Raw genomic sequence first — 20,683 nt, forward strand, 5'->3', positions numbered from 1 at the left:
GCACACACGGTTCTTCCGCGAAGACGAAGGGGTTCATCATGACGAGGACTCGGAAGTGGCGGATCGGCATCGCCATCGGCGCGGCGCTGGCCCTGATCGGCGTGGCGGCGCCCGCGAACGCGGCACCGCATCCATCCACCTGGCGCCCGTTCGGCATCTCACAGGTGTCGGTCTTCCACGGCGTCCCCGCGACGCCGGTGGACGTGTACGTGAACGGCCTGCGTGTGCTGAACGACTTCCAGCCCGGCACGTTCGCCGGCCCTTACCTGCTGCCGTCGGGCACCTACCGCCTGGCGATCACGGCGGCGGACGCCCGTAACGACCGGAATCCCGTCATCGGACCGCTGACGGTCTCGTTCGCGCGGAACACCAGCTACACGGTCGCAGCGCACCTCACGCCGGCCGGGGCGCCGACGGCGAGCGTCTTCACGAACGACCTGTCCGTCTCGCCGTCCGGCACCGGCCGGCTGATCGTGCGGCACACGGCGGCCGCTCCTGCGGTGGATGTGCTCGCCGGTGGTGCTCCGGTGATCACCGGGCTGACCAATCCCAACCAGGCGGCACTGGTGCTTCCCGCGGGCACGGTGAATGCGTCGGTGGCGCTCGCCGGAACGACGGCCCCGGTCATCGGGCCGGCGGCGGTCCCGGTGACGGCCAAGACCGACACGATCGTCTACGCCTGGGGGAGCGCCAGCGCGGGCACGCTGACGGTCGCCGTCCAGACGCTGCGGCAGGGACGCCTGTTCGACGTCCCGTGGATGCTGCATCGCTGATCGTCGAGGAGGAAGCTGTGCGAGTCGTGGAGGCCCACATCACTGCGACGGTGCACGAGTTCTTCTCCCAGCAGTGGGTCCTTCTTCTCGCCGGCCGCGTGACCACGCGCGGCCGGCGGGAGTTCCGGAGCCGGCTCACCGGCCCGGTCGCCCTGAAGGAGGGCAGCGCGCTCGACGTGAGCGCGCTGCCCGAGCGCGACGTTCACGCCCTGCTCGTCGCCCGCGGGGCGCCCGACACCTGCGTCCTGGTCAAGGACGGACTCGTGGAGGACGAGATCACGACCCTCTCCTCCGCCCTGCACCGCGTCTTCCTCTCCCGGGAGGGCGCGCTCATCTCGTGCATCCCCGGGCGCCTGGGCTTCCTGCAGTCCGACGGCGGCCGCACCCGGCTGCTGCTGGGCGCGGGACGCTCGACCGCGGCCGCCGCACCCGGCACCTCACAGAAACCACCCCAGTAGGAGAAATCATGTCTGCAGCCACCGCGGACGACATCGCGGCCGCACTCGGCGACCTCGCCGTCCGTCTCCCCGCCGCGCCGACCATCGAGCAGCTGGCTCCGATCGTCGCCCGCCTCAGCCGCCGTGAGCGCGCCGTGCTCGCGCTCGTGTTCGAGCGGCTGGCGGAGGAGCCGGGCGCGGAGCGGCTGAGCGCGTGATCGCTCGGTCGGCGGTGCGCTCCGTCAGCCAGACGTCGTTCCGAGGCGGACCGCTCTCGTCACGCCAGGGGCGGCCTCAGGTCGCGGAGCAGGCGCCCGATCCGCTGCCCGATCTCGGCCGGGTTCGCGGGGGAGGGGGCCGCCGCCGCCTCCGCCATGTACCGGAACGTCCCGGCGAGCATGTGGCTGACCAGCGCTGCCTGGTCGGCCAGATCGACGGGGTCGGCGTCGGGGCTCTCGTTCTCGAGCCGCAGCCGGAGGATCTCTGCCAGTTCGGACTGGATGGTTCCGAATTGCTCGAGTTGGCGCGCGACCAAGTCGGGGTGGCTCCCGACCGCGCGGAGCCGCGCGGCGCGGTCCGCGTCATCTGCCACCGCCGGTAGCGCGATCAGGCTCAGTGCCGACGGGAGCAGCGGCCCGCGTTCGATGATGAAGCGCCGGGCACGGCCCTGGTCGACGCGCGGGCCGTCCGTGCCGATGACGGCCGCATCCTTCGTCTTGAAATGGTTGAAGAAGGTGCGCTGCGAGATGCCGGCCCTCTCGCAGATCATGTCGACCGTGACGGCGTCGTAGCCCCGCTCGTTGACGAGGGCCACAGCGGCGGACTCGATGGCCGCCGTCGTCTCGGCGCGATTGCGGCGCCGCGCTCCGTCAGCGGTCGACATGGTCCTCCCGGTGTCCTACTCGTAGCGTAGCGAGTCGATCGGGTTCTGCCGGGCGGCTCGACGCGCAGGGAGGACGCCGGCCAGGAACGCGATGAGCATGATCGCGACGACCACGACGAGGACGGACTCCGGCCGGAACAGCAGGAGCGTGAGCCCGGGCAGCTGCGACAGCGGACCGGCCGCCGCGGCGGCGCTGATCCCGCTGCCGAGGAGGATCGCCACGACCGCCCCGAGCGCGCTGCCCAGCAGCCCGATGACGACGGCCTCGACGCTGAACAGGGCGAATACCCTCCGGCTCGGCATCCCCAGGGCTTTCATGAGCCCGATTTCTCGGGTGCGCTCCTGTACACCCATGAACAGGGTGTTCACGATCCCGAAGGCGGCGGCGATCAGGGCCACCACGGCGAAAGCGTTCAGCACGCCGATGATGCCGTTGATGACGGTCTGGATGGTGCCCAGCTGGTCCGCGATCGTCTGGCCGCTGAATCCCGCGTCCGCGAGTTCGTCCTTCAGGTCGTCGATTCGCTGCGCGTCAGGGTTTCCGTCGAGGTAGGCGATGGCGAGCGGATACCCGGCGCGGGTGTCCAGGCCGGCCCGCTGGGAGGTGACGAGGGCGTCAAGGAGGGCGTTGTTCGCGCCCGCGCCGCTGGCGAGCAGGCTGGTGCGAGCCACGCCGACGATCGTCGCGATGACCGTCTGAGGCCTGCCCATCGCGTCGGTCAGGCCGAGGGTGACCTCGGTACCGACGGCGTCGGCGGCCGACTTCAGGCCCAGCGGCTCCAGATACGACTCGGGCAGCACCAGCTGATGCGCGGAGGCGTTCTGATCAAGCTGGTCCCCGGCGGCGAGATCGGCCCGGGTGATGGACGAGGTGGGATTGATCGAGAGCTGGTACCGGTCGCCGTCGGCGGCCGCGATGTAGTCGACCGCGACACTCTGGATCGGGGCGACCCGCTCGATGCCGTCGATCTTCCCGATCGCGGCCACATCGGCGTCCGAGAGCGTGCCGCCGCTCGCTCCGAGCGGGTTCGGAGCACCGCCTGCGGCGGCCGCCGCGCCCCCCGCCTCCGGGTCGTACTTCTGCGGTCCGGTGCCCGTGGGTGCGGATCGCTGGACGAGGAGGACGTCCTGAGAGCCGAGCGACGCCAGCTGCTTGGTGACGTAGTCGGAGACCCCCGAACCGAGCGCCGTGGTCAGGGTGAGGGTGAACGCGCCGACGAAGAGCGACAGCACGGTGAGGATCGCCCGCGTCTTGGTCCGGAAGACGTTGCGCGCCGCTGTCCGGATGAGTTCGCCCGTTCTCATGCCGCCACCTCCGCGGCGATGCGGCCATCGGTGATGGTCACCCGGCGGTCGCATCGCGCCGCCAGGTCATCGTCGTGGGTGACGAGCACGAGGGTGATCCCGTCCGTCTCCCGCGACGACAGCAGTAAATCCTCCACGTGGGCTCCGGTGGTGCTGTCGAGGTTGCCGGTCGGTTCGTCGGCGAAGATGACGCTGGGATCTCCGACGAGAGCGCGGGCGATGACCACGCGCTGCTTCTGCCCTCCGGAAAGCGCCGTTGCCGCATTCTTCGCTTTGTCGGCGAGGTCGAGACGCTCGAGAACCTCCATCCCGCGCCGGGCTCGCTCCTTCCGCGATACCCCGCGGATCGCCAGCGGCAACGTCACGTTCTCGAGGACGGTCAGGTTCGGAATGAGGAAGAACTGCTGGAACACGAAGCCGAACCGTTCGTTCCGGAGGTTGTCGAGTTCCCGCCTTCCCAGGTGCGACGCGGGCCGACCATCGATGAGCATCTCCCCGTCGTCCGGACGATCCAGTAAGGCGAGCAGGTGCATCAGAGTCGACTTGCCCGACCCGCTCCTGCCGACGATCGCCACGCTCTCTCCCGGAGCGATGTCCAGATCCACTCCGCGCAGCGCCTCGAACCGGCTCTCTCCGGTCCCGTAGGTCTTCGAGAGACCCTTGGCGCTCAAGATCGCTTCCACCAGCACACCTCCATTTGTCGTTAGTGCAGTCACTGTAACATATGGTGCAGTGACTGCACATGACGCCCTATGGAGGCGCACGCCTCACGGCGCGATCGGGGTCCCCGTCACGATCACGTTGTTGCGGTAGTGGCCGGTGGAGTCGTCGAAGACGCCGCCGCAGGTGATGAGCACGAGCTTCGCCGGGCCGGTCTCGACGAAGAAGTCCTTCAGCGACCCGGGCGCCTTCTGCGGCTGGGCGACGCCGTCGACCCGGAAGCTGCGAGGGCCGGAGTCGCCGGTGAGCACGACCTCCGCGCCGGGCGCCACGTCCTTGAGGCGGCTGAACGGCCCGATGCCGTCCCAGGCATCCACGTGGGCGACGACCACGATCGAGCCCGTCGTGGCGGATACGCCTGACGAGTAGCGGTACCAACCGGCGGTGTGCGATTCGGACGGAATGGTGACGTCGCCCGTCGGATCGAGACCGACGGGGACGACCGGCATATCGATGCCGAGCGACGCGACAGCGACGCGCGCGGGCGGCTGCTCCGGCGCGACGGGCGGAGCCGACCGGGTGTCGATGGTCGTGCGCGGGATGTCGGGCGTCGGGGACGACGCAGCGGGCGGCGACGAAGTGGGGCCGACGCTCGGAGCCGTCGGCGTCGGTGCAACGCTCGCGCCTGTCGTGCACCCCGTGAGCACCACCAACGCGAGGGCGGCACCGAACACGGCGGCCGCCCTCGCGTGGGCTGTGGTGTGGGGACTCATCCCCGGGTGGACTCCGCACGGGTGCGGCGGACGACGAGACCGGCCGTGACGGCGGCCGTCAGCAGGAGCGCGATGGCGCCGACCCACAGCGCGGTCTGCTCCGACTGGGCTGCCTGGTCTGCACGGAACGCGGCACCGGTGGTGCCGGCCTGCACGCCGTTCGGCGGCGTCCCCAGGCCGTCGATGGTCTGGACCATCAGCGCCAGGTTCTTGTCGGTGGCGCTGCCGTAGGCGTAGACGATCGTGTTCGTTCCGTCGGCGATCGTCACGTCGGCCGGGCCGATCAGGGCGGGCTCGGTCGTTCCCGCGGCCGTCACCGAAGCGGAGACGGTGGATGCGGGCAGGTCGAGCTTCGCCTCGTTCGGGTTGGTCAGGTTGCTGACGACGGCCTTCCCTCCCGCGACGACGTCGACCGCGGGTGCGGCGGCGACGTGGCGGACGGTCAGACGGCCCTGCCCGGCAGCCGTGGCGGACATGTCGTTCGTGAACAACGTGGCCGTCGGCTTGCCCGACGCGTCGAGGTGGGCGACCGCCGAGTAGTTGCCTCCCGCCGCGAGCGGCAGGTCGACCGGGCCGATCACCGGGCTGTCCGTCGCCGAGGCGGCGCCCACCTTGGTGATCGAGACGCTGTAGGTCCCGGCCGGCAGGGTCAGCGGACCGGCCATCGTGCCCGGCTGGAAGTTCTTGATCGTGTCGGTGCCGTTCACCCACACGTCGACGGGCGTGCCGGGCACTCCGTGGATCACAGAGAGCTGGACGTCCGACTCGGCAGCCGTGGCGGGGGCGGCGCTCACCGCGAACGCGAGCGCGGCGATCACCACGGCCGAAGCGGAAACTGCTCTGATCTTCATCGATCCTCCTAGGGATGTCGGACGCGGGATCGCGTCGCATGCCCATACATTCCGGGCGGAGGGCGAATCGGATGCACCTCATCCCGATTCCCGGAGGAAATGGAGGAAACGGCGGCAGCGGACCTGGCCCGGTCAGCGTGCCGCGGACAGGGTTCCCCGGACGATGCTGTCGCCCGAGTGCGCCGGATCGCCGTTGAGCGGCTGCTGCGAGATGTCGACGACCGGATAGTCAGCCGCCGCGATGTTGGGCGGCATCACGAAGCGACCGGTGCCGCCATCCAACAGGCCCACACTGATCGACTTGGTGAGGTCGCTGTTCATCAGCCACACCTCGCGGTAAGCGGTGCCGGGGGAGTGCACGGCCGGGGAGTCCAGTTCGACCGCCAGGACCGTCGTGCCGTCGGGCTCTCGCTCCATGGTGGCCTGACCGTTGGAGGTCGACCACGCGGGCAGCCCGGCCAGCGTGGCCTGCGCCTCCACCTGGGGCGCCGGACGGATGAACACGACGAGAGCCACAGCGACGGCGACGAGCGCGACCGCCGCCGCGGAGACCAGGTACGGCCAGCGACGACGGCCGCCGCGTCCCCGGCGGCGCGGGGCGACATCCCGCGTCGGGGAAGCATCAGCCCGAGTGCCCGAAGGGATGCCGTCGTCGACCGCGACGGTGGAGGTCGCGGGCGGGTCGAGTGTCAGCTGCGCGCTGATGTTCTCCCACACGCGGGGAGCGGGCTCCTGAAGGGCGAAGTCGACCGGGCCGTTCTCACGCGCCGCACGCGTCACGCGCGTGAGGCGCTCCAGCTCCGTCCGGCACTCCGGGCAGGTCATCACGTGGTCGACGTCTCGCGCATCGATGTCCGTCTCGCCGAGGGCGAGCATGGCGAGGACGTCCGGGTCGCTATGCGTCATCCGCGTCCTCCAACCGTGCCCGCAGCCGGAGAAGGCTGCGCCGGATATGACTCTTGACCGTACCCAACGGAAGGTCGAGTTTCGCCGCGATCTGGGTATGGGTCAGCCGATCGTAGAAGGCGAGCCGCATGATCTGCTGCGCCACCGGCTCCAGCTGGTCGAGCTCCTGGCTCATGGCGACGCTGTCGGCGATCTCATCCGTCCAGCTCAGCGACTGGAGGTACACGCTCTCCATGAACGCCTCCAATTCGCGCTGCCGTTTCGCCCGCGCCTCGTAGGCGTCGACGATCTTGTGGCGGGTGATCGCCATCAGCCAGGTGCTGAGCTTCGCGCGCTCCGGATCGAAACCCGCGCGGCCCTGCCAGGCGGCGACGAACACCTGCTGCGTCACGTCCTCCGCGTCGGAGACGTTGCCGAGCGAGCGCAGCGCGAGCGTGTAGACCAGCCGTCCCCAGCGCTGGTACAACAGCTCGATCGCGGACACATCGCCGGCGTGCAGTGCGCCGACGAGTGAACGCTCCGTGTCATCCACGCAGTCATCATCGCTCGCAGGTCCTCAGAAAGCGAGCAAACGGCGGCTTTCTGGCGAAAAACGCCTCAGCGCCGTGCGCGTCTGGCCGCGCGGTTCCTCGCGAGCACCCAGCCGACGACCCCGCCGATCAGGAAGACGAGCACCACCAGCAGCCAGGTCGGCACCTGCACCTGCGTCCACAGCACGAAGATGGTCGCGCGATCGCCGCCGACGAGGTTCTGCACGGCGACGATCACCAGCAGCAGGATGAGCACGATCGCCAGCCACTTGCGTTTCAGGAACCGCGTCAGACGGTTCTCGTCATCCCGACCCGTGTTCCCCGCGCTGCTCATCCGGTCAGTATGGCGGCGGGGAGGGGCGGGTCGCCAGGGGCGTCAGTGCCGTGTGACGTTCTCGTTGACCCAGTCGCGCAGGTGGGCCAGCGGGGCACCGGCGCTCCGGCCGAGCGGGGTGAGGGAGTACTCGACGCGGGGTGGGACCTCGGCGAACACCGTGCGGTCGACCAGGCCCGCATCCCCCAAGCGCTTCAGCGTCGCCGACAGCACCTTCGGGCTGACGCCCTGCAGGTCGCGCTTGAGCTCGCCGAACCGGCGAGGCCCATCCTCCAGCGCGCCGATCGCCAGCGCCGTCCACTTGTTGGCGAGCAGGTCGAGCATCTCGCGGCACGGGCAGGCGGCGGCATAGACGTCGTTACGGTCGCAGGTGTCGGTATGGGCCGGGGCGAGGGGAGCTGCTGCGAGCGTCATGGCAGGGAGTATACGGGACGGTAACCAAAGGGAAGTGGCCTCCCACCTGCGCTTTCATGGTTACCTCGGGGTAACCAGGTGCCCTTGCGGGTAACCACATTGCTTCCCGGATGCTGATCGCATGACTTCCAACGACGTCCGCGCGGTCGTCCAGACCGGCGCGCTCCCCACCTCAGATTCCCGCAGCCTGGTCGACACCCGCATCCCCGCGCCCGAACCCCGCCCGCATGACCTGATCGTCGAGGTCACCGCCGTCTCGGTCAACCCGGTGGATGTGAAACTGCGGGGTGGGGCCGCCCCGGCCGGCGGACAGCGGGTGCTCGGCTTCGATGCGGCGGGCACAGTGCGCGCGGTCGGCAGTGACGTGACCCTGTTCCAGCCCGGAGACCACGTCTACTATGCCGGCGCCATCGACCGGCCGGGCAGCAACGCCGCCCTCCAGGCCGTCGACGAGCGGATCGTCGGCCGCCGCCCCGCCAGCCTGACCGCCGCACACGCGGCCGCCCTCCCGCTCACCGCCCTCACCGCGTGGGAGGCCCTGTTCGACAAGCTCCGCATCGACGAAGCGGCGACGGGGACGCTCCTCGTCGTGGGCGGAGCGGGTGGTGTCGGGTCGATGGCCATCCAGCTCGCGCGCGCCCTGCGGCCGGGCGTCCGCATCGTCGCCACCGCATCCCGACCGGAGAGCGACGCCTGGGTGCGTGATCTGGGCGCCCACGACGTCGTCGACCACCACGGCGATCTCGCCGCGCAGGTGCTCGCGACCGAGCCGGACGGAATCGAGTGGATTCTGACCACCAACTCCATCGGGCAGCTGCCGGTCTACGAGCGGATGCTGCGGCCGTTCGGTGAGATCGTCGCGATCGACGACCCCTCGCACCTCGATGTGGTGTCGCTGAAGTCGAAGGCATTGACCTGGCATTGGGAGTTCATGTTCGCGCGCTCACTTCACCAGGCGCCCGACCTCATTCGTCAGCACGAGATCCTCGACGCGATCACCGAACTGGTCGACACCGGCCGGCTGCGTTCGACCGCGACCACCGTGCTCCACCCGATCGACGCCGAGACCCTCCGACAGGCGCACGCGCTCGTCGAGAGCGGCCGTGTCATCGGCAAAGTCGTCCTCACGGACGAAGACGCCTGACTCCCTCTCCTCCTCCAACCCTGCAACGAAAGGAACACCCATGTCCATCACCCTGTCCCAGGCTCAGCGCATCATCGCCGCCGCCGACGCCAAGGCCGCCGAGCTCGGCGTGCCGTCGTCGTTCACCGTGCTCGACACGGGTGCGCGGATGGTCGCCTCGGTGCGTCAGGACGGCGCGCCGCTCGTCTCGATCGAGTCGAGCTTCGCGAAGGCCCGCACCACGATCTTCTTCGGAGGTGCGGCTTCCGGCGACCTCGCCGGGGCCGTGCAGCCGGGTGCGCCGCTGTTCACCCTGGGTGACGCGAGCGTCGAGCAGCTCACCTTCATCGCCGGTGGCGTGCCGATCGTGGATGCGGCGGGCGGCCTGATCGGCGCCCTCGGCTCCGGCGGTGGTACGCCCGAGCAGGATCTGGAGATCGCGACCGCGGCAGTGGCGGCGATCTGACGCCCGGCCGACGCGGCTAGCCTCGACCTGTGGATGAGGAAGAGGCGCTCGCCGGGGGAAACGCCGGCGGCACGGTGGTGCGCATCGGCGGCACCGTCCGCAAGCCGTGGACGGCGGCGACCTCGAGCGTCGTGTCGTTCGTGGAGCACCTGCGCGGGGCCGGTGTGGATGCGCCGGCCCCGCTAGGTCGCGACGACGAGGGGCGGCAGGTCCAGGAGTTCGTGCCGGGCCGTCTGGCGATGGATGCGGACCCGCTCTCCCTGTCCGAGTTGCGTCGGGTCGGGGCGATAGTCCGCTCCATCCACGACGCGAGTGCCGGGTTCGTCCCGCCGCCGGATGCGGTCTGGGAGACGGCGATCCCTGCACCGGGCGGCGACCTGGTCTGCCACAACGACCTGGCTCCCTGGAACCTCATTGTGGGCGACCGCTGGGTCTTCATCGACTGGGACGCCTCCGGCCCCAGCACCCGCCTCTGGGATCTGGCCTACGCGGCCCAGGCGTTCACGCTGAACGACCCGGCCCGCGCCCCCGGGGACTCCGCCCGGGCACTCGCGGCATTCGTCGACGGTTACGGCGCCGACGAGAGCCTGCGCGATGACCTCCCGACCGAGATGGGCCGCAGGACCCAGGCGATGTACGACCTGCTCCACTCGTCGAACCGCGCAGGTCGGGAACCGTGGGCGTCGATGTACGAGACCGGGCACGGAGCGCACTGGCAGGCGGTCACCCGCTACGTGACCGCGCACCGCGACATATGGGCACGCGCCCTGTAAAACCGGGGCGAGATTCGTGGGGGGGGGGGGGGGGGGGGGGGGGGGGGGCCGCGAACGGCACCCAACAACCCCCGGGGGCGGGGGGGGGGGGGGGCGGCGGCCCCCCCCCCCCCCTACCGCCGCCCCCCCCCTCCCACCCCGGGGGGCTGTGTCGCCCTTTGGTCGCCCCACCCCCCCCACACCCCCCAACCCCCCCCACGAATCTCGCGGGAGGTCAGGGTGCGGGGGCGAACCGCTCCACGCCCGCGACGCGCAGCAGGTCGAGCTTGGCCGCATCCTCGCTGCCGGGCACCGCGGTGTAGACGACGATGCGGAGGTCGCCGTCGGGCACGGTGAGCACGTCGCAGTCGACGGTGATCGGCCCGACGATCGTCTCGGTCATCGTCTTGCGGCTGGAGCGGTGCGCGGCCACGCGTGCGGTGGCCCAGCGGCGCTCGAAGTCGGGGGATGCGTCCCGCAGCCGCGCGATCAGACGGGCGAGGTCGCGGTCGGCCGGGTAGCGTCCGTGCGCCTGCCGGAGCTCCGCGACCAGGTCGGCGGAGAACTCCTCGGCGTGCACGTCGTCGAACTCGACGCCGGAATGGCCGTGCGTGAAGTGCCGCCACACCAGGTTGCGGTCGAGTCCCGTGACCTCCGACGGATCCTTCAGCAGCGCGGCCCACAGCTGGTTCCAGACGAGGAAGTCCCACGACGCCGTGAACACCGCGAGCGGCACATCCCCGATCCGGTCGAGGATGCGCTGTACGCCCGGCGTGAGATGCCTCGGGATGCTGCCCGCCGGCGACGACGCCGCACCGGCCACGCGGAACAGGTGGTCGCGTTCCTCGGCCGAGAGGCGGAGCGCGCGGGCGAGCGCGCTGAGGAGCTGCGGCGACGGATTCGTCGCGCGGCCCTGCTCCAGGCGCACGATGTAGTCGACGCTCACCCCGGCGAGCGCGGCGAGCTCTTCCCGGCGCAGCCCCGGCGTCCGTCTACCCGGGCCGGCCGGCAGCCCCACCTCGGCCGGGTCGACGCGGTCGCGCCACGACCGCAGCACCGCCGCGAACTCGCTCATGGCCTCATCGTACGTCCGGTGACGTGCCCGACCCTGGTACTGCCGGTACCCCCGAAGGCCGGTGCCTGGGCATCCCCGCGGCCGGAGCGCAGGATCGAGGACATGACGACGACACTGATCACAGGAGCCAACCGCAGCCTCGGCCTCGAGACCGCCCGCCGGCTCATCGAGGCGGGGCACACGGTCTACGCCGGGATGCGCGACATCGCGACGGGGGAGGAAGCGCGGGCGCTGGGTGCCATCCCGCTGGCCCTCGATGTCACCGACCAGGCCAGCGTGGATGCGGCGGTCGCCTCGCTGCCCGAATTGGATGTGCTGGTCAACAACGCCGGCGTGCTCGGCGGCCTGCGACAGGGCGCCGACGACCTCGACATCGAGGCGATGCGGCAGACGCTCGACACGAACGTCGTCGGCGTCGCCCGGGTGACCCAGGCCTGCCTCCCCTTGCTGCGCCGCTCGGCGGCGCCGGTCATCGTGAACGTCGCCTCGGGGGTGGGCTGGCCGCGGTGGCTGTCGACACCCGGGCACGACGAGCACCCCGTGCTCGGCATCGCCTACGCGGCATCCAAGGCGGCGGTCATCGCGCTCACGGTGCAGTACGCCAAGGGCCTGCCCGGCTTCCGGGTGAACGCAAGCGACCCGGGCTACACCGCCACGGAGTTCAACGGCTTCAGCGGGCACCAGACCGTACGGGAGGGGACCGACGCCACGGTCATGCTCGCCACCCTCGGGCCGGACGGCCCCACCGGCGAGTTCCACAGCCGCTCGGGGCGCATCGAGTACTGACCGGGCGGGGCCTCCGCGCGGTGTGGCTACACTTCATTCCATGAAACGCGCCACCATCTACGATGTGGCACGCCACGCGGGGGTCTCGCACCAGACTGTCACCCGGTTCCTCAACGGCTTCGAGGGGATCCGCCCGGCGACGCGCGAGAAGGTCCAGACCGCGATCGACGAACTGAACTACCGGCCGAACGGCGCCGCCCGCTGGCTGCGCTCCCGCCAGTCCAACCGCATCGGCATCCTCGCCCACCGGATGGAGCTCTCCGGGCCCGGCCGCATCATCGCCGGGGCCACGACCGCGGCGCGGAGCCGCGGCTATGTGCTCGATATCGCGTCCATGGACGGGGAGGACGCCGACTCGGTCGACGCCGCACTGGATGTGGTGATGGAGCACCAGATCGCCGGGGTCTTCGCGACGGCGCAGACGGACGTGGTCCGGGAGGCCGTCGCGAACCGTGGGCTCGACGTCCCGATCTCGATCGACTCGGGGGAGGGGCTCTCGTCCTCCGGCGCCAACCCGCGCGCGCATCCCGGTCGCCTCGCGGCGGCGCATCTCGCCGATCTCGGGCATCGCCGCGTCGCCTTCGTGAACGGGCCGGGTGTCTGGATCGCAGCGGGGGAGCGCCGCAGCGGCTTCTTCGCTGTCGCCGCTGAGCGGGGCCTCGACGTCGTGTGGGAGTACGAGGGCGACTGGTCCGCCGAGGCAGGCTATCGCGCCGCGCAGCAGCTGCCCGACGGCGTGACCGCGGTCGCCCTCGCGAACGACAGCATGGCGATCGGCCTGATCTTCGGGCTGGCCGAGCGCGGCCTGCGTGTGCCGGAGGACGTGAGCGTGATCGGGATGGACGACGCGCCGGAGTCGCGCTTCCACCTGCCGTCGCTGTCGACCATCCGCCTGGATTTCGAGGGCGAGGGCGCCTACCTGATGAACGTCCTGATCGCGAAGATCGAGGGCGGCGACGTGGCCGATGTGCCGGGATACCGCCTGCCGGAGCTGGTGCGGAGGGGCTCGACGGCCGAGGCGCGGACGGCCGGAAGGTAACCATCCGGTCTCGGTGGTTGTGCCCCGGGCACCGGTCTGTGTAGCATCGCGACCAGGTCATGTTGTCGACAACATCCGGACCATCCAAGTCCAAATGTTGTCGACAACACGCAAGCAAAGACGCGGAAGGTCGACGATGACGCAGAACCCCCCGTTCCCCGGTGTGCTCTTCGGAGCCGCCTACTACGCCGAGTACCAGCAGGAGGGGACGCTCGATCGCGACCTCGACCTGATGTCGGAGGCGGGGTTCACCGTCATCCGGGTCGGCGAGTCGGTGTGGTCCACCTGGGAGCCGCGGAACGGCGAGTTCGACCTCGACTGGTTGCAGCCGGTGCTCGACGGAGCCCACGCCCGCGGCATCGCGGTCATCCTCGGGACGCCGACCTACGCCATCCCGCCGTGGCTGCAGACGCTCCACCCGGAGATCGCGGCGATCGACGGGCGCGGGCACGCCATCGGCTGGGGAGCACGCCAGGAGATGGACCAGTCGTCGACCGTCTACCGCTGGTACGCCGAGCGCATCATCCGGAAGGTCGTCGCCCGCTACGCCGACCACCCGGCCGTGATCGGCTACCAGGTCGACAACGAGCCGGGCAACAACCTCCCGCACAACGAGTCGACCTTCCAGGCGTTCGTCTCCTGGCTCCGGAGGCGTTACGGCACCGTCGAGCGCCTCAACGACGAGTGGGGGCTCGTCTACTGGTCGCACCGCATCGCCGAGTGGTCGGAGCTGTGGCGCCCGGGTGGAAACCTCATGCCGCAGTACCAGCTGGAATGGCGCCGGTTCCAGGGCGAGCAGGCCACCGACCTCATCGCGTGGCAGGCCGAGATCGTGCGCGAATACGCCAGGGACGACCAGTTCGTGACGACCTGCATCTCCTACTCCCGGCCGCAGATCTCCGACGACGAGCTCGTCTCCTCCCTCGACATCACCGCGGGCAACCCGTATTACCTGATGCAGGACGGCCTCTCGGCCGACGTCGACCTCCCGCGTCGTGCGGAGTGGTGGCACACGGGTCCATGGGCGCTGTTCCAGTGGGGCGACCGCGCCTTCTCGTCGGCGCAGGAGCGGTTCCTCGTCACCGAGACCAACGCCCAGTCGATCGGCGGACCGTGGCAGAACCAGCCGCCGTTCCCCGGCCAGATCAAGCAGGCCGCGTACGCCCTGATCAGCCGCGGCGCCCGGATGATCGAGTACTGGCACTGGCACACCCTCCACTTCGGGGTGGAGACCTACTGGGGCGGGGTCCTCCCGCACAGCCAGGTTCCCGGCCGCATCTACCGGGAGGTGGCCGACCTGGGCGCGAGCCTGGGACGGCTGGGCGACTCCCTCGACGGCTTCCTCCCGGATGCGGACGTGCTCATGCTGCACTCCACCGACACCAAGTGGTCGTTCGAGACGTATCCGCCGCTCGCGACGGACGACGGCGGACCGGACAGCGCCTCCTACGGCCGCATCGCCGACGTCTTCTACCGCGGCTTCAGCGAGGTCGGCGCGCAGGTGCGGGTGCAGCACACGCGGCAGTTCGTGCAGCGGTCCGCGGCCGAACTCGTCGCCGAGCATCCGATCCTCGTCGCGGCCGCCGAGTACGTCGCCGACGACGCGACCCTGGATGCGCTCCGCGCCTACGCCGAAGCGGGCGGCCACCTCGTGCTGGGCATCCGGACCGGATACGGCGACGAGCTCGCCCGCGCCCGGCGGGCCGTCGCACCCGACCGGCTGCACGACGCAGCCGGCGTCTGGTACGACGAGTACAGCAACCTCGCCGAGCCGCTGGCGGTCACCGCATCCGATGAGGGCTTCGACCTCGAGCCGGGCGCGCAGGCGACGGCCTGGGTCGACGTGCTCACCGTGGAGGCGGCCACCACGCTCGTGTCGTACGAGCCCACCGAGCTCGGAGCCGACGCCGCCATCACGACCACGCCGTTCGGCGCGGGGCGCGTGACCTATGTCGGAACGGTCCCCAATCGCGAGCTCGCCCGCAGCCTCGCCCGCTGGCTCGTGCCCGAGACCGCCGCCGCGCGCTGGCGGACCGCTTCGCCGGTCACCGTCAACACCGGGCGCGCCGGCGACCACGACGTCGCCTTCGTGCACAACTGGTCCGCGGCCGAGCACGTCGTCACCGTGCCGGCGGACAGCATCCACCTGGACACCGGCGAGCGGTTCGCCGCCGGTTCCCGTTTCACCCTCGAACCGCGCGGCGTCGCCGTGTTCGAGGTCGCCGGTTCACAGGCGTGACCGGAACACCAAGAGAAAGAGAACGCTCATGAGGAAGAAAGCACCGAGAACAGCAGTGGCGCTGGGCACCGGCCTCCTGGCCGTCGCCCTCGCGCTGACCGGCTGCACCGGGGGTGGGGGCGGCACCGCCGACAACACCAAGCCGGTTTCGCAGTCCGACATCGACAAGGCGATGAAGACGCCGACCACCCTCACCTTCTGGACGTGGGTGCCCGATATCAAGAACGAGGTCGCGCTGTTCGAGAAGAAGTACCCCGCGATCAAGGTCAAGGTCGAGAACGTCGGCCAGGGAGCTCCGCACTACCAGAAGCTGCGCACGGCACTGAAGGCGGGCAAGGGCGCCCCGGATGTCGCGCAGATCGAGTTCCAGTACATCTCGTCGTTCACCGTCACCGACAGCCTCCTGAACCTCGCGCCGTACGGCGCGAACGACCTCGGCGACCAGTACGTGCCGTGGGTGTGGAACCAGGTGAAGCAGAACAACGGCGTCTACGCCGTGCCGCAGGACTCGGGCCCAATGGGCAACCTGTACCGCAAGGACATCCTCGACAAGGCCGGCGTCACGACTCCGCCGACCACGTGGGAGGAGTACGCGACCGACGCCGCGGCCGTGAAGGAGAAGACCGGCGTCTACATGTCGAACCTCGCGTCCAGCCAGGCCGGTCAGATGCTCGGTCTCCTCTGGCAGGCCGGCGTGAAGCCGTTCGGCTACGACGGGAAGAAGGGCGTCACGGTCGACGTCAATAGCGACGAGGCCAAGAAGGTGGCCTCGTATTGGCAGGGCCTCATCCAGAAGGGATATGTCTCCACCGATCCCGACTTCACCGACAGCTGGTACCAGGGGCTCGCCAACGGCAAGTACGCCGGCTGGCTGACCGCGGCGTGGGCTCCGGTGTTCCTCCAGGGCACTGCGGCCAAGACCTCCGGGTTGTGGCGTGCCGCCGAGCTGCCGCAGACGCCGGGAGCGAAGCCGGCCTCCGGCAACTGGGGAGGGTCCTCCGACGCGGTCCTGAAGACCACGAAGAACCCGATCGCGGCGTACGAGCTGGCCAAGTTCATCAACAACGACCCGGAGTCGACGCTGATGTTCGCCAACAAGCAGTTCCTGTTCCCGACGCTGAACTCCACGCTGAAGGATCCGGCGTTCGTCGACCAGAAGGCCGAGTTCTACGGCGGCCAGGAGGTCAACAAGCTGTTCGCGAACATCTCCACCACCGTCGACACCAAGTTCGACTGGCTGCCCTACATGGACTACGCCTACTCGAGCTACACCGAGACGATGGGCAAAGCTCTCGCCGCGAAGGGCGATCTCTCCGCCGGGCTCGACGCCTGGCAGAAGGCGCTCGTCAGCTACGGGACCCAGCAGGGCTTCTCCGTCAACAAGTAGGGCTCCGGGCCGGCGGTGGATGCGCATCCGCCGCCGGCCCGCACCCTCGGCTCGAACAAGGGAGTTCACCATGACCCAGTCCGTCGCACCCGGCCGGGTGCGCACGCGCGAGCACACGGAGAAGCGTCCGCGGAGGAACGCGAACCAGCGGCGGCTGAACATCGCCGCCTACCTGTTCGTGGCGCCCTTCATGATCGTCTTCATCGTCATGCTGCTGCTGCCGCTGTTCTACTCCGGCTACCTCAGCCTCTTCACGACGCAGCTGATCGGCGGTCAGACCTTCGCCGGCTTCGCCAACTACGTCCGGGCGTTCACCGACCCGGACTTTCTCGCGGGTGTGGGGCGCATGGCGCTCTTCCTCGTCATCCAGGTGCCGATCATGCTGGCACTGTCGCTGTTCTTCGCCCTCGCGCTCGACAGCGGACGCGTGCGCGGATCGGTCGCCCTCCGGCTCCTGATCTTCCTGCCGTTCGCCGTCCCCGGCGTGGTCGCGACGCTGATGTGGGGCTACCTGTACGGCAACGACTTCGGCCCGATCGCCCAGCTGTTCCGTGCGGTCGGCCTCGGTGCCCCCGACCTGCTGAGCGATCAGAACATGCTCGGCTCGATGATGAACATCGTCACGTGGGCCTTCGTCGGCTACAACATGATCATCATGTACGCGGCGCTCCGCTCGATCCCGACGGAGCTGTTCGAGGCGGCCGAGATCGACGGCGCCAGCCAGTGGCGGGTGGCGTGGAGCATCAAGATCCCCGGGATCCGGCCCGCGATCATCCTGACGGTGATCTTCTCGATCATCGGGACGTTCCAGCTGTTCAACGAGCCGAGCCTCCTGCACGCGCTCGCGCCGAACGTCATCGACAACGGCTACACGCCCAACTACTACGCGTACAACCTGGCGTTCACGAACCAGGACGTCAACTACGCCGCCGCCATCGCCTTCCTGCTCGGTCTGGTGATCGCGATCGTGTCGTACGTCGTCCAGCTCTCGACGCAGCGGAAGGAGGCCCGCAATGACTGAGACCGCCACCGGCAGCCCGCTGCCCGCCGTCGACGACGCATCGCCGCGTCGCCGGACCGCGCGCCGCGGCGCACGCGCCTACAACCGGGAGACGCAGCGCAGCACCCTGCTCACCGTGATGCTCTGGATCTGCGCGCTGTACTTCGTGCTCCCGATCGTCTGGCTGTTCATCGCATCGACGAAGAGCAACGCCGACCTGTTCACCACGTTCGGCTTCGCCTTCGGGCGCACCTTCGAGCTGTTCACCAATATCGGCGCGGTGTTCACGGCGCAGAACGGCATCTACCTGCACTGGGCGATCAACACGCTCGTCTACGCGCTGGTGAGCGCGGTCGGCGCCTCGCTGCTCGCGACCATGGCCGGGTACGCCTTCGCGAAGTACCGCTTCCCGGGATCCGTTCTGATGTTCAGCGTGGTGCTCGGCGCGATCATGATCCCGCTGACCGCTCTGGCCCTCCCGACCTACCTGATGTTCAGCCAGATCGGCATCACGAACACCCCGGCCGCGGTCATCGTGCCGTCGCTGGTCAGCCCGTTCGGCGTGTTCCTCATGCGGGTTTACGCGGCGGACGCCATCCCAGACTCCATGATCGAGGCCGGTCGGGTGGATGGGGCGGGCGAGTTCCGCATCTTCTGGCAGGTCGGTCTCCGCCTCCTCGGACCGGGCATCGTCACGGTGTTCCTGTTCGCGCTGGTCGGCACCTGGAACAACTACTTCCTGCCGCTGATCATGCTGAACAGCTCCGAGCTCTACCCGCTGACGGTGGGGCTCGCCCAGCAGCAGGCGACGAGCGCGGCGGGCGGGGGATCGCAGGCGCTGTTCTCCGTCGTCATCACGGGTTCGCTCGTGTCGATCATCCCTCTGGTCATCGCGTTCCTGTTCCTGCAGCGATACTGGACGACCGGACTAGCGAGCGGGAGTGTCAAAGAGTGAGTGGATTCTGGTACGGCGGCGACTACAACCCCGAGCAGTGGCCGGAGGAGGTGTGGCGCGAGGACGTGCGCCTGATGGACCGGGCGGGCGTGAACCTCGCGTCGGTCGGCATCTTCTCGTGGGCGCGCATCGAACCGAGGGACGGCGAGTTCGACTTCGCCTGGCTGGATGAGGTGCTCGACCTGCTGCACGCGGGCGGAGTGCGCGTCGACCTGGCCACGGCCACGGCCTCGCCTCCGCCGTGGTTGGCGCTGAAGCATCCCGAGATGCTGCCGGTGACCGTCGACGGCGTCACGCTCTCGTCGGGGAGCAGGCAGGCGTACTGCCCCAGCTCGCCGGTGTATCGCCGCTACGCCGCGCGGCTGGTCGAGCGGATCGTCGAACGCTACGCCGACCATCCCGCGCTCTCGCTGTGGCACGTCAACAACGAGTACGGCTGCCACGTCAGCCACTGCTACTGCGACGCGTCGGCCGCGGCGTTCCGGGTCTGGCTGGAGGAGAAGTACGGCACGATCGAGGCGCTCAACGACGCGTGGGGAACGGCCTTCTGGTCGCAGCACTACGCCGGCTTCGACGAGATCCTCCCGCCGCGCGCCGCGCCGACCTTCAAGAACCCGACCCAGGTGCTCGACTTCGACCGTTTCAGCTCGGACGAGCTGCTGGCCTGCTTCCGGGCCGAGGCGGCCATCATCCGCGCCCGGTCGGACGTGCCGATCACGACCAATTTCATGGGCTTCTTCAAGCCGGCCGACTACTGGACGTGGGCGCAGGAGGTCGACATCGTCTCCGACGACTCGTACCCCGACCCCGCCGATCCGCTCGCCCCGGCGTACGGGGCGATGCAGCGCGACCTGATGCGCTCCCTCGGCGGCGGCGCGCCCTGGCTGCTGATGGAGCAGTCACCCGGCGCGGTGAACTGGCGCGAGCGGAACGCCGCGAAGCTGCCCGGGCAGATGCGCGCCTGGTCGTACCAGAGCGTTGCGCGCGGAGCCGACGGCATCCTCTTCTTCCAGTGGCGGCAGGCGGTCGCGGGCGCGGAGAAGTTCCACGCCGGGATGCTGCCCCACGGGGGCACGGACACCCGCGTCTTCCGCGAGGTCGAGCAGCTCGGTGCCGAACTGGCGACGCTGTCGTCGGTCGACGGCCTGCTCGGGCAACCCGTCCCCGCACAGGTCGCCATCGTCTTCGACTGGGACTCCTGGTGGGCGATCGAGCAGAAGGCGTCGCCGACCACCATCTCGTACCTCGCCGACGTCCTGGGCTGGCACATCGCCCTGTCGGCGGCGGGCGTGACGGTGGACTTCGTCCAGGCCACGGGCGACCTGTCCGGCTATCGGGCCGTGGTCGTCCCGTCGCTGTTCGTCGCGAGCGACGCCCAGCTGGAGGCGCTCGACGCGTACGCGGCGGGCGGCGGATCGCTCGTCGTCGGGTACCTCACCGGCATCCTCGACCCCGACCTCCACGTGCGCACCGGCGGATACCTCGGAGTGCTTCGCGAGACGCTCGGCCTCTGGGTGGAGGAGTTCGCCCCGCCCGCCGCGCCGGACCTCGCCGCGCTCGGCGGTGGCGAGCCGCCCGCCGTCGGCGTCCGCGGCGAGCGCATCGGCGGCCGGGCCTCCGCGTCGCTCTGGTCGGAGTACGTGCGCGTCGATTCGGCCGACGTGGAGGCGGTCTTCGACGGCGGAGCGCCGGACGGGCATCCGGCGGTGACCCGTCACGCCCGTGGTTCCGGGCAGGCCTGGTACGTCGCCACTCGTCTGGACGCCGAACCGCTCGGGCTGCTGCTGGAGTCCATCCTCGCCGAGGCCGGTGTGGAGCGGCTGCCGCGCATCCCGGGCGTGGAGTTCGTCCGCCGCGGCGCGTTCCTCGCCGCGATCAATCACGGTCAGGAGCCGGTGGCGCTCGACCTGCCCGGCACCGACGTCCTCACGGGAGGGTCGGCGGCCGGTCTGCGACTGGAGCCGCAGGGGGTGGCGCTCATCCGGGAGGAGTGAG

General features: G+C 70.0%; 23 protein-coding genes. 13 read left to right on the forward strand and 10 right to left on the reverse strand.

What is annotated here, in order from left to right; all coding sequences use genetic code 11:
* Window positions 1-38 precede the first annotated feature (38 nt).
* From J2Y42_RS07230 to J2Y42_RS07240, 3 genes are read left to right on the forward strand one after another with little or no spacing between them, the layout of a single operon-like run.
* Complete coding sequence (locus J2Y42_RS07230) at window positions 39-773, forward strand: DUF4397 domain-containing protein (RefSeq protein ID WP_309856280.1); 735 nt, start codon at window positions 39-41, stop codon at window positions 771-773.
* 17 nt (window positions 774-790) lie between these two features.
* Window positions 791-1,231, forward strand: a complete 441-nt coding sequence (locus J2Y42_RS07235; protein ID WP_309856283.1) for a hypothetical protein — start codon at window positions 791-793, stop codon at window positions 1,229-1,231.
* Between the two features lie 8 nt (window positions 1,232-1,239).
* Window positions 1,240-1,428: a hypothetical protein gene (locus tag J2Y42_RS07240; protein ID WP_309856285.1), complete on the forward strand. Its 189-nt coding sequence runs from the start codon at window positions 1,240-1,242 to the stop codon at window positions 1,426-1,428.
* Window positions 1,429-1,487: 59 nt separating this feature from the next.
* Here the strand turns inward: J2Y42_RS07240 and J2Y42_RS07245 are convergent, their stop codons facing one another.
* The 9 genes from J2Y42_RS07245 to J2Y42_RS07285 form a co-directional block, all read right to left on the reverse strand.
* Window positions 1,488-2,093, reverse strand: a complete 606-nt coding sequence (locus tag J2Y42_RS07245) for a helix-turn-helix domain-containing protein (RefSeq protein WP_309856288.1) — start codon at window positions 2,091-2,093, stop codon at window positions 1,488-1,490.
* 15 nt (window positions 2,094-2,108) lie between these two features.
* The gene (locus J2Y42_RS07250) at window positions 2,109-3,398 is read right to left on the reverse strand and encodes an ABC transporter permease (RefSeq protein ID WP_309856290.1); all 1,290 of its coding nucleotides are present in this window, start codon (window positions 3,396-3,398) and stop codon (window positions 2,109-2,111) included.
* The gene (locus J2Y42_RS07255) at window positions 3,395-4,072 is read right to left on the reverse strand and encodes an ABC transporter ATP-binding protein (RefSeq protein ID WP_309858061.1); all 678 of its coding nucleotides are present in this window, start codon (window positions 4,070-4,072) and stop codon (window positions 3,395-3,397) included. The genes J2Y42_RS07250 and J2Y42_RS07255 overlap by 4 nt, the downstream gene beginning before the upstream one ends.
* A 93-nt stretch (window positions 4,073-4,165) precedes the next feature.
* A complete protein-coding gene (locus J2Y42_RS07260) occupies window positions 4,166-4,831 on the reverse strand; it encodes a class F sortase (protein ID WP_309856291.1) in 666 nt (221 codons plus the stop codon).
* Window positions 4,828-5,682 (reverse strand): DUF4397 domain-containing protein, encoded by an 855-nt coding sequence (locus J2Y42_RS07265; protein WP_309856294.1) that lies wholly within the window; start codon window positions 5,680-5,682, stop codon window positions 4,828-4,830. Before J2Y42_RS07265 ends, J2Y42_RS07260 begins: the two co-directional genes overlap by 4 nt.
* 132 nt (window positions 5,683-5,814) lie before the next feature.
* Window positions 5,815-6,588, reverse strand: coding sequence for an anti-sigma factor (locus tag J2Y42_RS07270; RefSeq protein ID WP_309856297.1), 774 nt, complete (start codon window positions 6,586-6,588; stop codon window positions 5,815-5,817).
* A complete protein-coding gene (locus J2Y42_RS07275; RefSeq protein WP_309856299.1) occupies window positions 6,578-7,120 on the reverse strand; it encodes a sigma-70 family RNA polymerase sigma factor in 543 nt (180 codons plus the stop codon). Before J2Y42_RS07275 ends, J2Y42_RS07270 begins: the two co-directional genes overlap by 11 nt.
* Window positions 7,121-7,185: 65 nt before the next feature.
* Window positions 7,186-7,452: a lipopolysaccharide assembly protein LapA domain-containing protein gene (locus J2Y42_RS07280; protein WP_018189624.1), complete on the reverse strand. Its 267-nt coding sequence runs from the start codon at window positions 7,450-7,452 to the stop codon at window positions 7,186-7,188.
* 42 nt (window positions 7,453-7,494) lie between these two features.
* Window positions 7,495-7,866: a helix-turn-helix domain-containing protein gene (locus J2Y42_RS07285; RefSeq protein WP_309856303.1), complete on the reverse strand. Its 372-nt coding sequence runs from the start codon at window positions 7,864-7,866 to the stop codon at window positions 7,495-7,497.
* A gap of 121 nt (window positions 7,867-7,987) precedes the next feature.
* On the opposite strand from J2Y42_RS07285, the gene J2Y42_RS07290 reads away from it, so the two are divergent.
* From J2Y42_RS07290 to J2Y42_RS07300, 3 genes are read left to right on the forward strand one after another with little or no spacing between them, the layout of a single operon-like run.
* Complete coding sequence (locus J2Y42_RS07290) at window positions 7,988-9,010, forward strand: zinc-binding alcohol dehydrogenase family protein (protein ID WP_309856306.1); 1,023 nt, start codon at window positions 7,988-7,990, stop codon at window positions 9,008-9,010.
* Between the two features lie 40 nt (window positions 9,011-9,050).
* Window positions 9,051-9,455, forward strand: a complete 405-nt coding sequence (locus tag J2Y42_RS07295; RefSeq protein WP_309856309.1) for a heme-binding protein — start codon at window positions 9,051-9,053, stop codon at window positions 9,453-9,455.
* A 29-nt stretch (window positions 9,456-9,484) separates the two neighbouring features.
* The gene (locus J2Y42_RS07300) at window positions 9,485-10,228 is read left to right on the forward strand and encodes a phosphotransferase (protein ID WP_309856312.1); all 744 of its coding nucleotides are present in this window, start codon (window positions 9,485-9,487) and stop codon (window positions 10,226-10,228) included.
* Window positions 10,229-10,442: 214 nt separating this feature from the next.
* Here J2Y42_RS07300 and J2Y42_RS07305 read toward each other — a convergent pair whose 3' ends face one another.
* Complete coding sequence (locus J2Y42_RS07305; RefSeq protein WP_309856316.1) at window positions 10,443-11,282, reverse strand: helix-turn-helix transcriptional regulator; 840 nt, start codon at window positions 11,280-11,282, stop codon at window positions 10,443-10,445.
* A gap of 102 nt (window positions 11,283-11,384) precedes the next feature.
* Between J2Y42_RS07305 and J2Y42_RS07310 the strand changes: the two genes are divergently transcribed.
* The 7 genes from J2Y42_RS07310 to J2Y42_RS07340 all read left to right on the forward strand — a co-directional run bounded on the left by J2Y42_RS07310 (window position 11,385) and on the right by J2Y42_RS07340 (window position 20,682).
* Window positions 11,385-12,068, forward strand: a complete 684-nt coding sequence (locus J2Y42_RS07310; RefSeq protein ID WP_309856319.1) for an SDR family NAD(P)-dependent oxidoreductase — start codon at window positions 11,385-11,387, stop codon at window positions 12,066-12,068.
* Between the two features lie 40 nt (window positions 12,069-12,108).
* On the forward strand, window positions 12,109-13,107 hold the full coding sequence (locus tag J2Y42_RS07315; protein WP_309856322.1) for a LacI family DNA-binding transcriptional regulator: 999 nt from the start codon (window positions 12,109-12,111) through the stop codon (window positions 13,105-13,107).
* A 136-nt stretch (window positions 13,108-13,243) separates the two neighbouring features.
* Window positions 13,244-15,346, forward strand: coding sequence for a beta-galactosidase (locus tag J2Y42_RS07320; RefSeq protein WP_309856324.1), 2,103 nt, complete (start codon window positions 13,244-13,246; stop codon window positions 15,344-15,346).
* 28 nt (window positions 15,347-15,374) lie between these two features.
* The gene (locus J2Y42_RS07325) at window positions 15,375-16,733 is read left to right on the forward strand and encodes an extracellular solute-binding protein (RefSeq protein WP_309856327.1); all 1,359 of its coding nucleotides are present in this window, start codon (window positions 15,375-15,377) and stop codon (window positions 16,731-16,733) included.
* A gap of 70 nt (window positions 16,734-16,803) precedes the next feature.
* Window positions 16,804-17,754 (forward strand): sugar ABC transporter permease, encoded by a 951-nt coding sequence (locus J2Y42_RS07330; RefSeq protein WP_309856330.1) that lies wholly within the window; start codon window positions 16,804-16,806, stop codon window positions 17,752-17,754.
* Complete coding sequence (locus J2Y42_RS07335; RefSeq protein WP_309856333.1) at window positions 17,747-18,688, forward strand: carbohydrate ABC transporter permease; 942 nt, start codon at window positions 17,747-17,749, stop codon at window positions 18,686-18,688. The genes J2Y42_RS07330 and J2Y42_RS07335 overlap by 8 nt, the downstream gene beginning before the upstream one ends.
* Window positions 18,685-20,682 carry a beta-galactosidase gene (locus J2Y42_RS07340; protein WP_309856336.1) on the forward strand — a complete coding sequence of 666 codons (1,998 nt, stop codon included), beginning with the start codon at window positions 18,685-18,687 and terminating at the stop codon, window positions 20,680-20,682. The genes J2Y42_RS07335 and J2Y42_RS07340 overlap by 4 nt, the downstream gene beginning before the upstream one ends.
* The last annotated feature ends 1 nt before the right edge of the window (window position 20,683 follow it).

This window comes from Leifsonia sp. 1010, assembly GCF_031455295.1.
Lineage (GTDB): Bacteria > Actinomycetota > Actinomycetes > Actinomycetales > Microbacteriaceae > Leifsonia.

Coding starts and splice junctions, on each gene's coding strand:
- J2Y42_RS07230 (WP_309856280.1), top strand. CDS start 39: ATGACGAGGACTCGGAAGTGGCGGATCGGCATCGCCATCGGCGCGGCG.
- J2Y42_RS07240 (WP_309856285.1), top strand. CDS start 1,240: ATGTCTGCAGCCACCGCGGACGACATCGCGGCCGCACTCGGCGACCTC.
- J2Y42_RS07245 (WP_309856288.1), bottom strand. CDS start 2,093: ATGTCGACCGCTGACGGAGCGCGGCGCCGCAATCGCGCCGAGACGACG.
- J2Y42_RS07250 (WP_309856290.1), bottom strand. CDS start 3,398: ATGAGAACGGGCGAACTCATCCGGACAGCGGCGCGCAACGTCTTCCGG.
- J2Y42_RS07260 (WP_309856291.1), bottom strand. CDS start 4,831: ATGAGTCCCCACACCACAGCCCACGCGAGGGCGGCCGCCGTGTTCGGT.
- J2Y42_RS07265 (WP_309856294.1), bottom strand. CDS start 5,682: ATGAAGATCAGAGCAGTTTCCGCTTCGGCCGTGGTGATCGCCGCGCTC.
- J2Y42_RS07270 (WP_309856297.1), bottom strand. CDS start 6,588: ATGACGCATAGCGACCCGGACGTCCTCGCCATGCTCGCCCTCGGCGAG.
- J2Y42_RS07280 (WP_018189624.1), bottom strand. CDS start 7,452: ATGAGCAGCGCGGGGAACACGGGTCGGGATGACGAGAACCGTCTGACG.
- J2Y42_RS07285 (WP_309856303.1), bottom strand. CDS start 7,866: ATGACGCTCGCAGCAGCTCCCCTCGCCCCGGCCCATACCGACACCTGC.
- J2Y42_RS07290 (WP_309856306.1), top strand. CDS start 7,988: ATGACTTCCAACGACGTCCGCGCGGTCGTCCAGACCGGCGCGCTCCCC.
- J2Y42_RS07295 (WP_309856309.1), top strand. CDS start 9,051: ATGTCCATCACCCTGTCCCAGGCTCAGCGCATCATCGCCGCCGCCGAC.
- J2Y42_RS07305 (WP_309856316.1), bottom strand. CDS start 11,282: ATGAGCGAGTTCGCGGCGGTGCTGCGGTCGTGGCGCGACCGCGTCGAC.
- J2Y42_RS07310 (WP_309856319.1), top strand. CDS start 11,385: ATGACGACGACACTGATCACAGGAGCCAACCGCAGCCTCGGCCTCGAG.
- J2Y42_RS07315 (WP_309856322.1), top strand. CDS start 12,109: ATGAAACGCGCCACCATCTACGATGTGGCACGCCACGCGGGGGTCTCG.
- J2Y42_RS07320 (WP_309856324.1), top strand. CDS start 13,244: ATGACGCAGAACCCCCCGTTCCCCGGTGTGCTCTTCGGAGCCGCCTAC.
- J2Y42_RS07325 (WP_309856327.1), top strand. CDS start 15,375: ATGAGGAAGAAAGCACCGAGAACAGCAGTGGCGCTGGGCACCGGCCTC.
- J2Y42_RS07330 (WP_309856330.1), top strand. CDS start 16,804: ATGACCCAGTCCGTCGCACCCGGCCGGGTGCGCACGCGCGAGCACACG.
- J2Y42_RS07335 (WP_309856333.1), top strand. CDS start 17,747: ATGACTGAGACCGCCACCGGCAGCCCGCTGCCCGCCGTCGACGACGCA.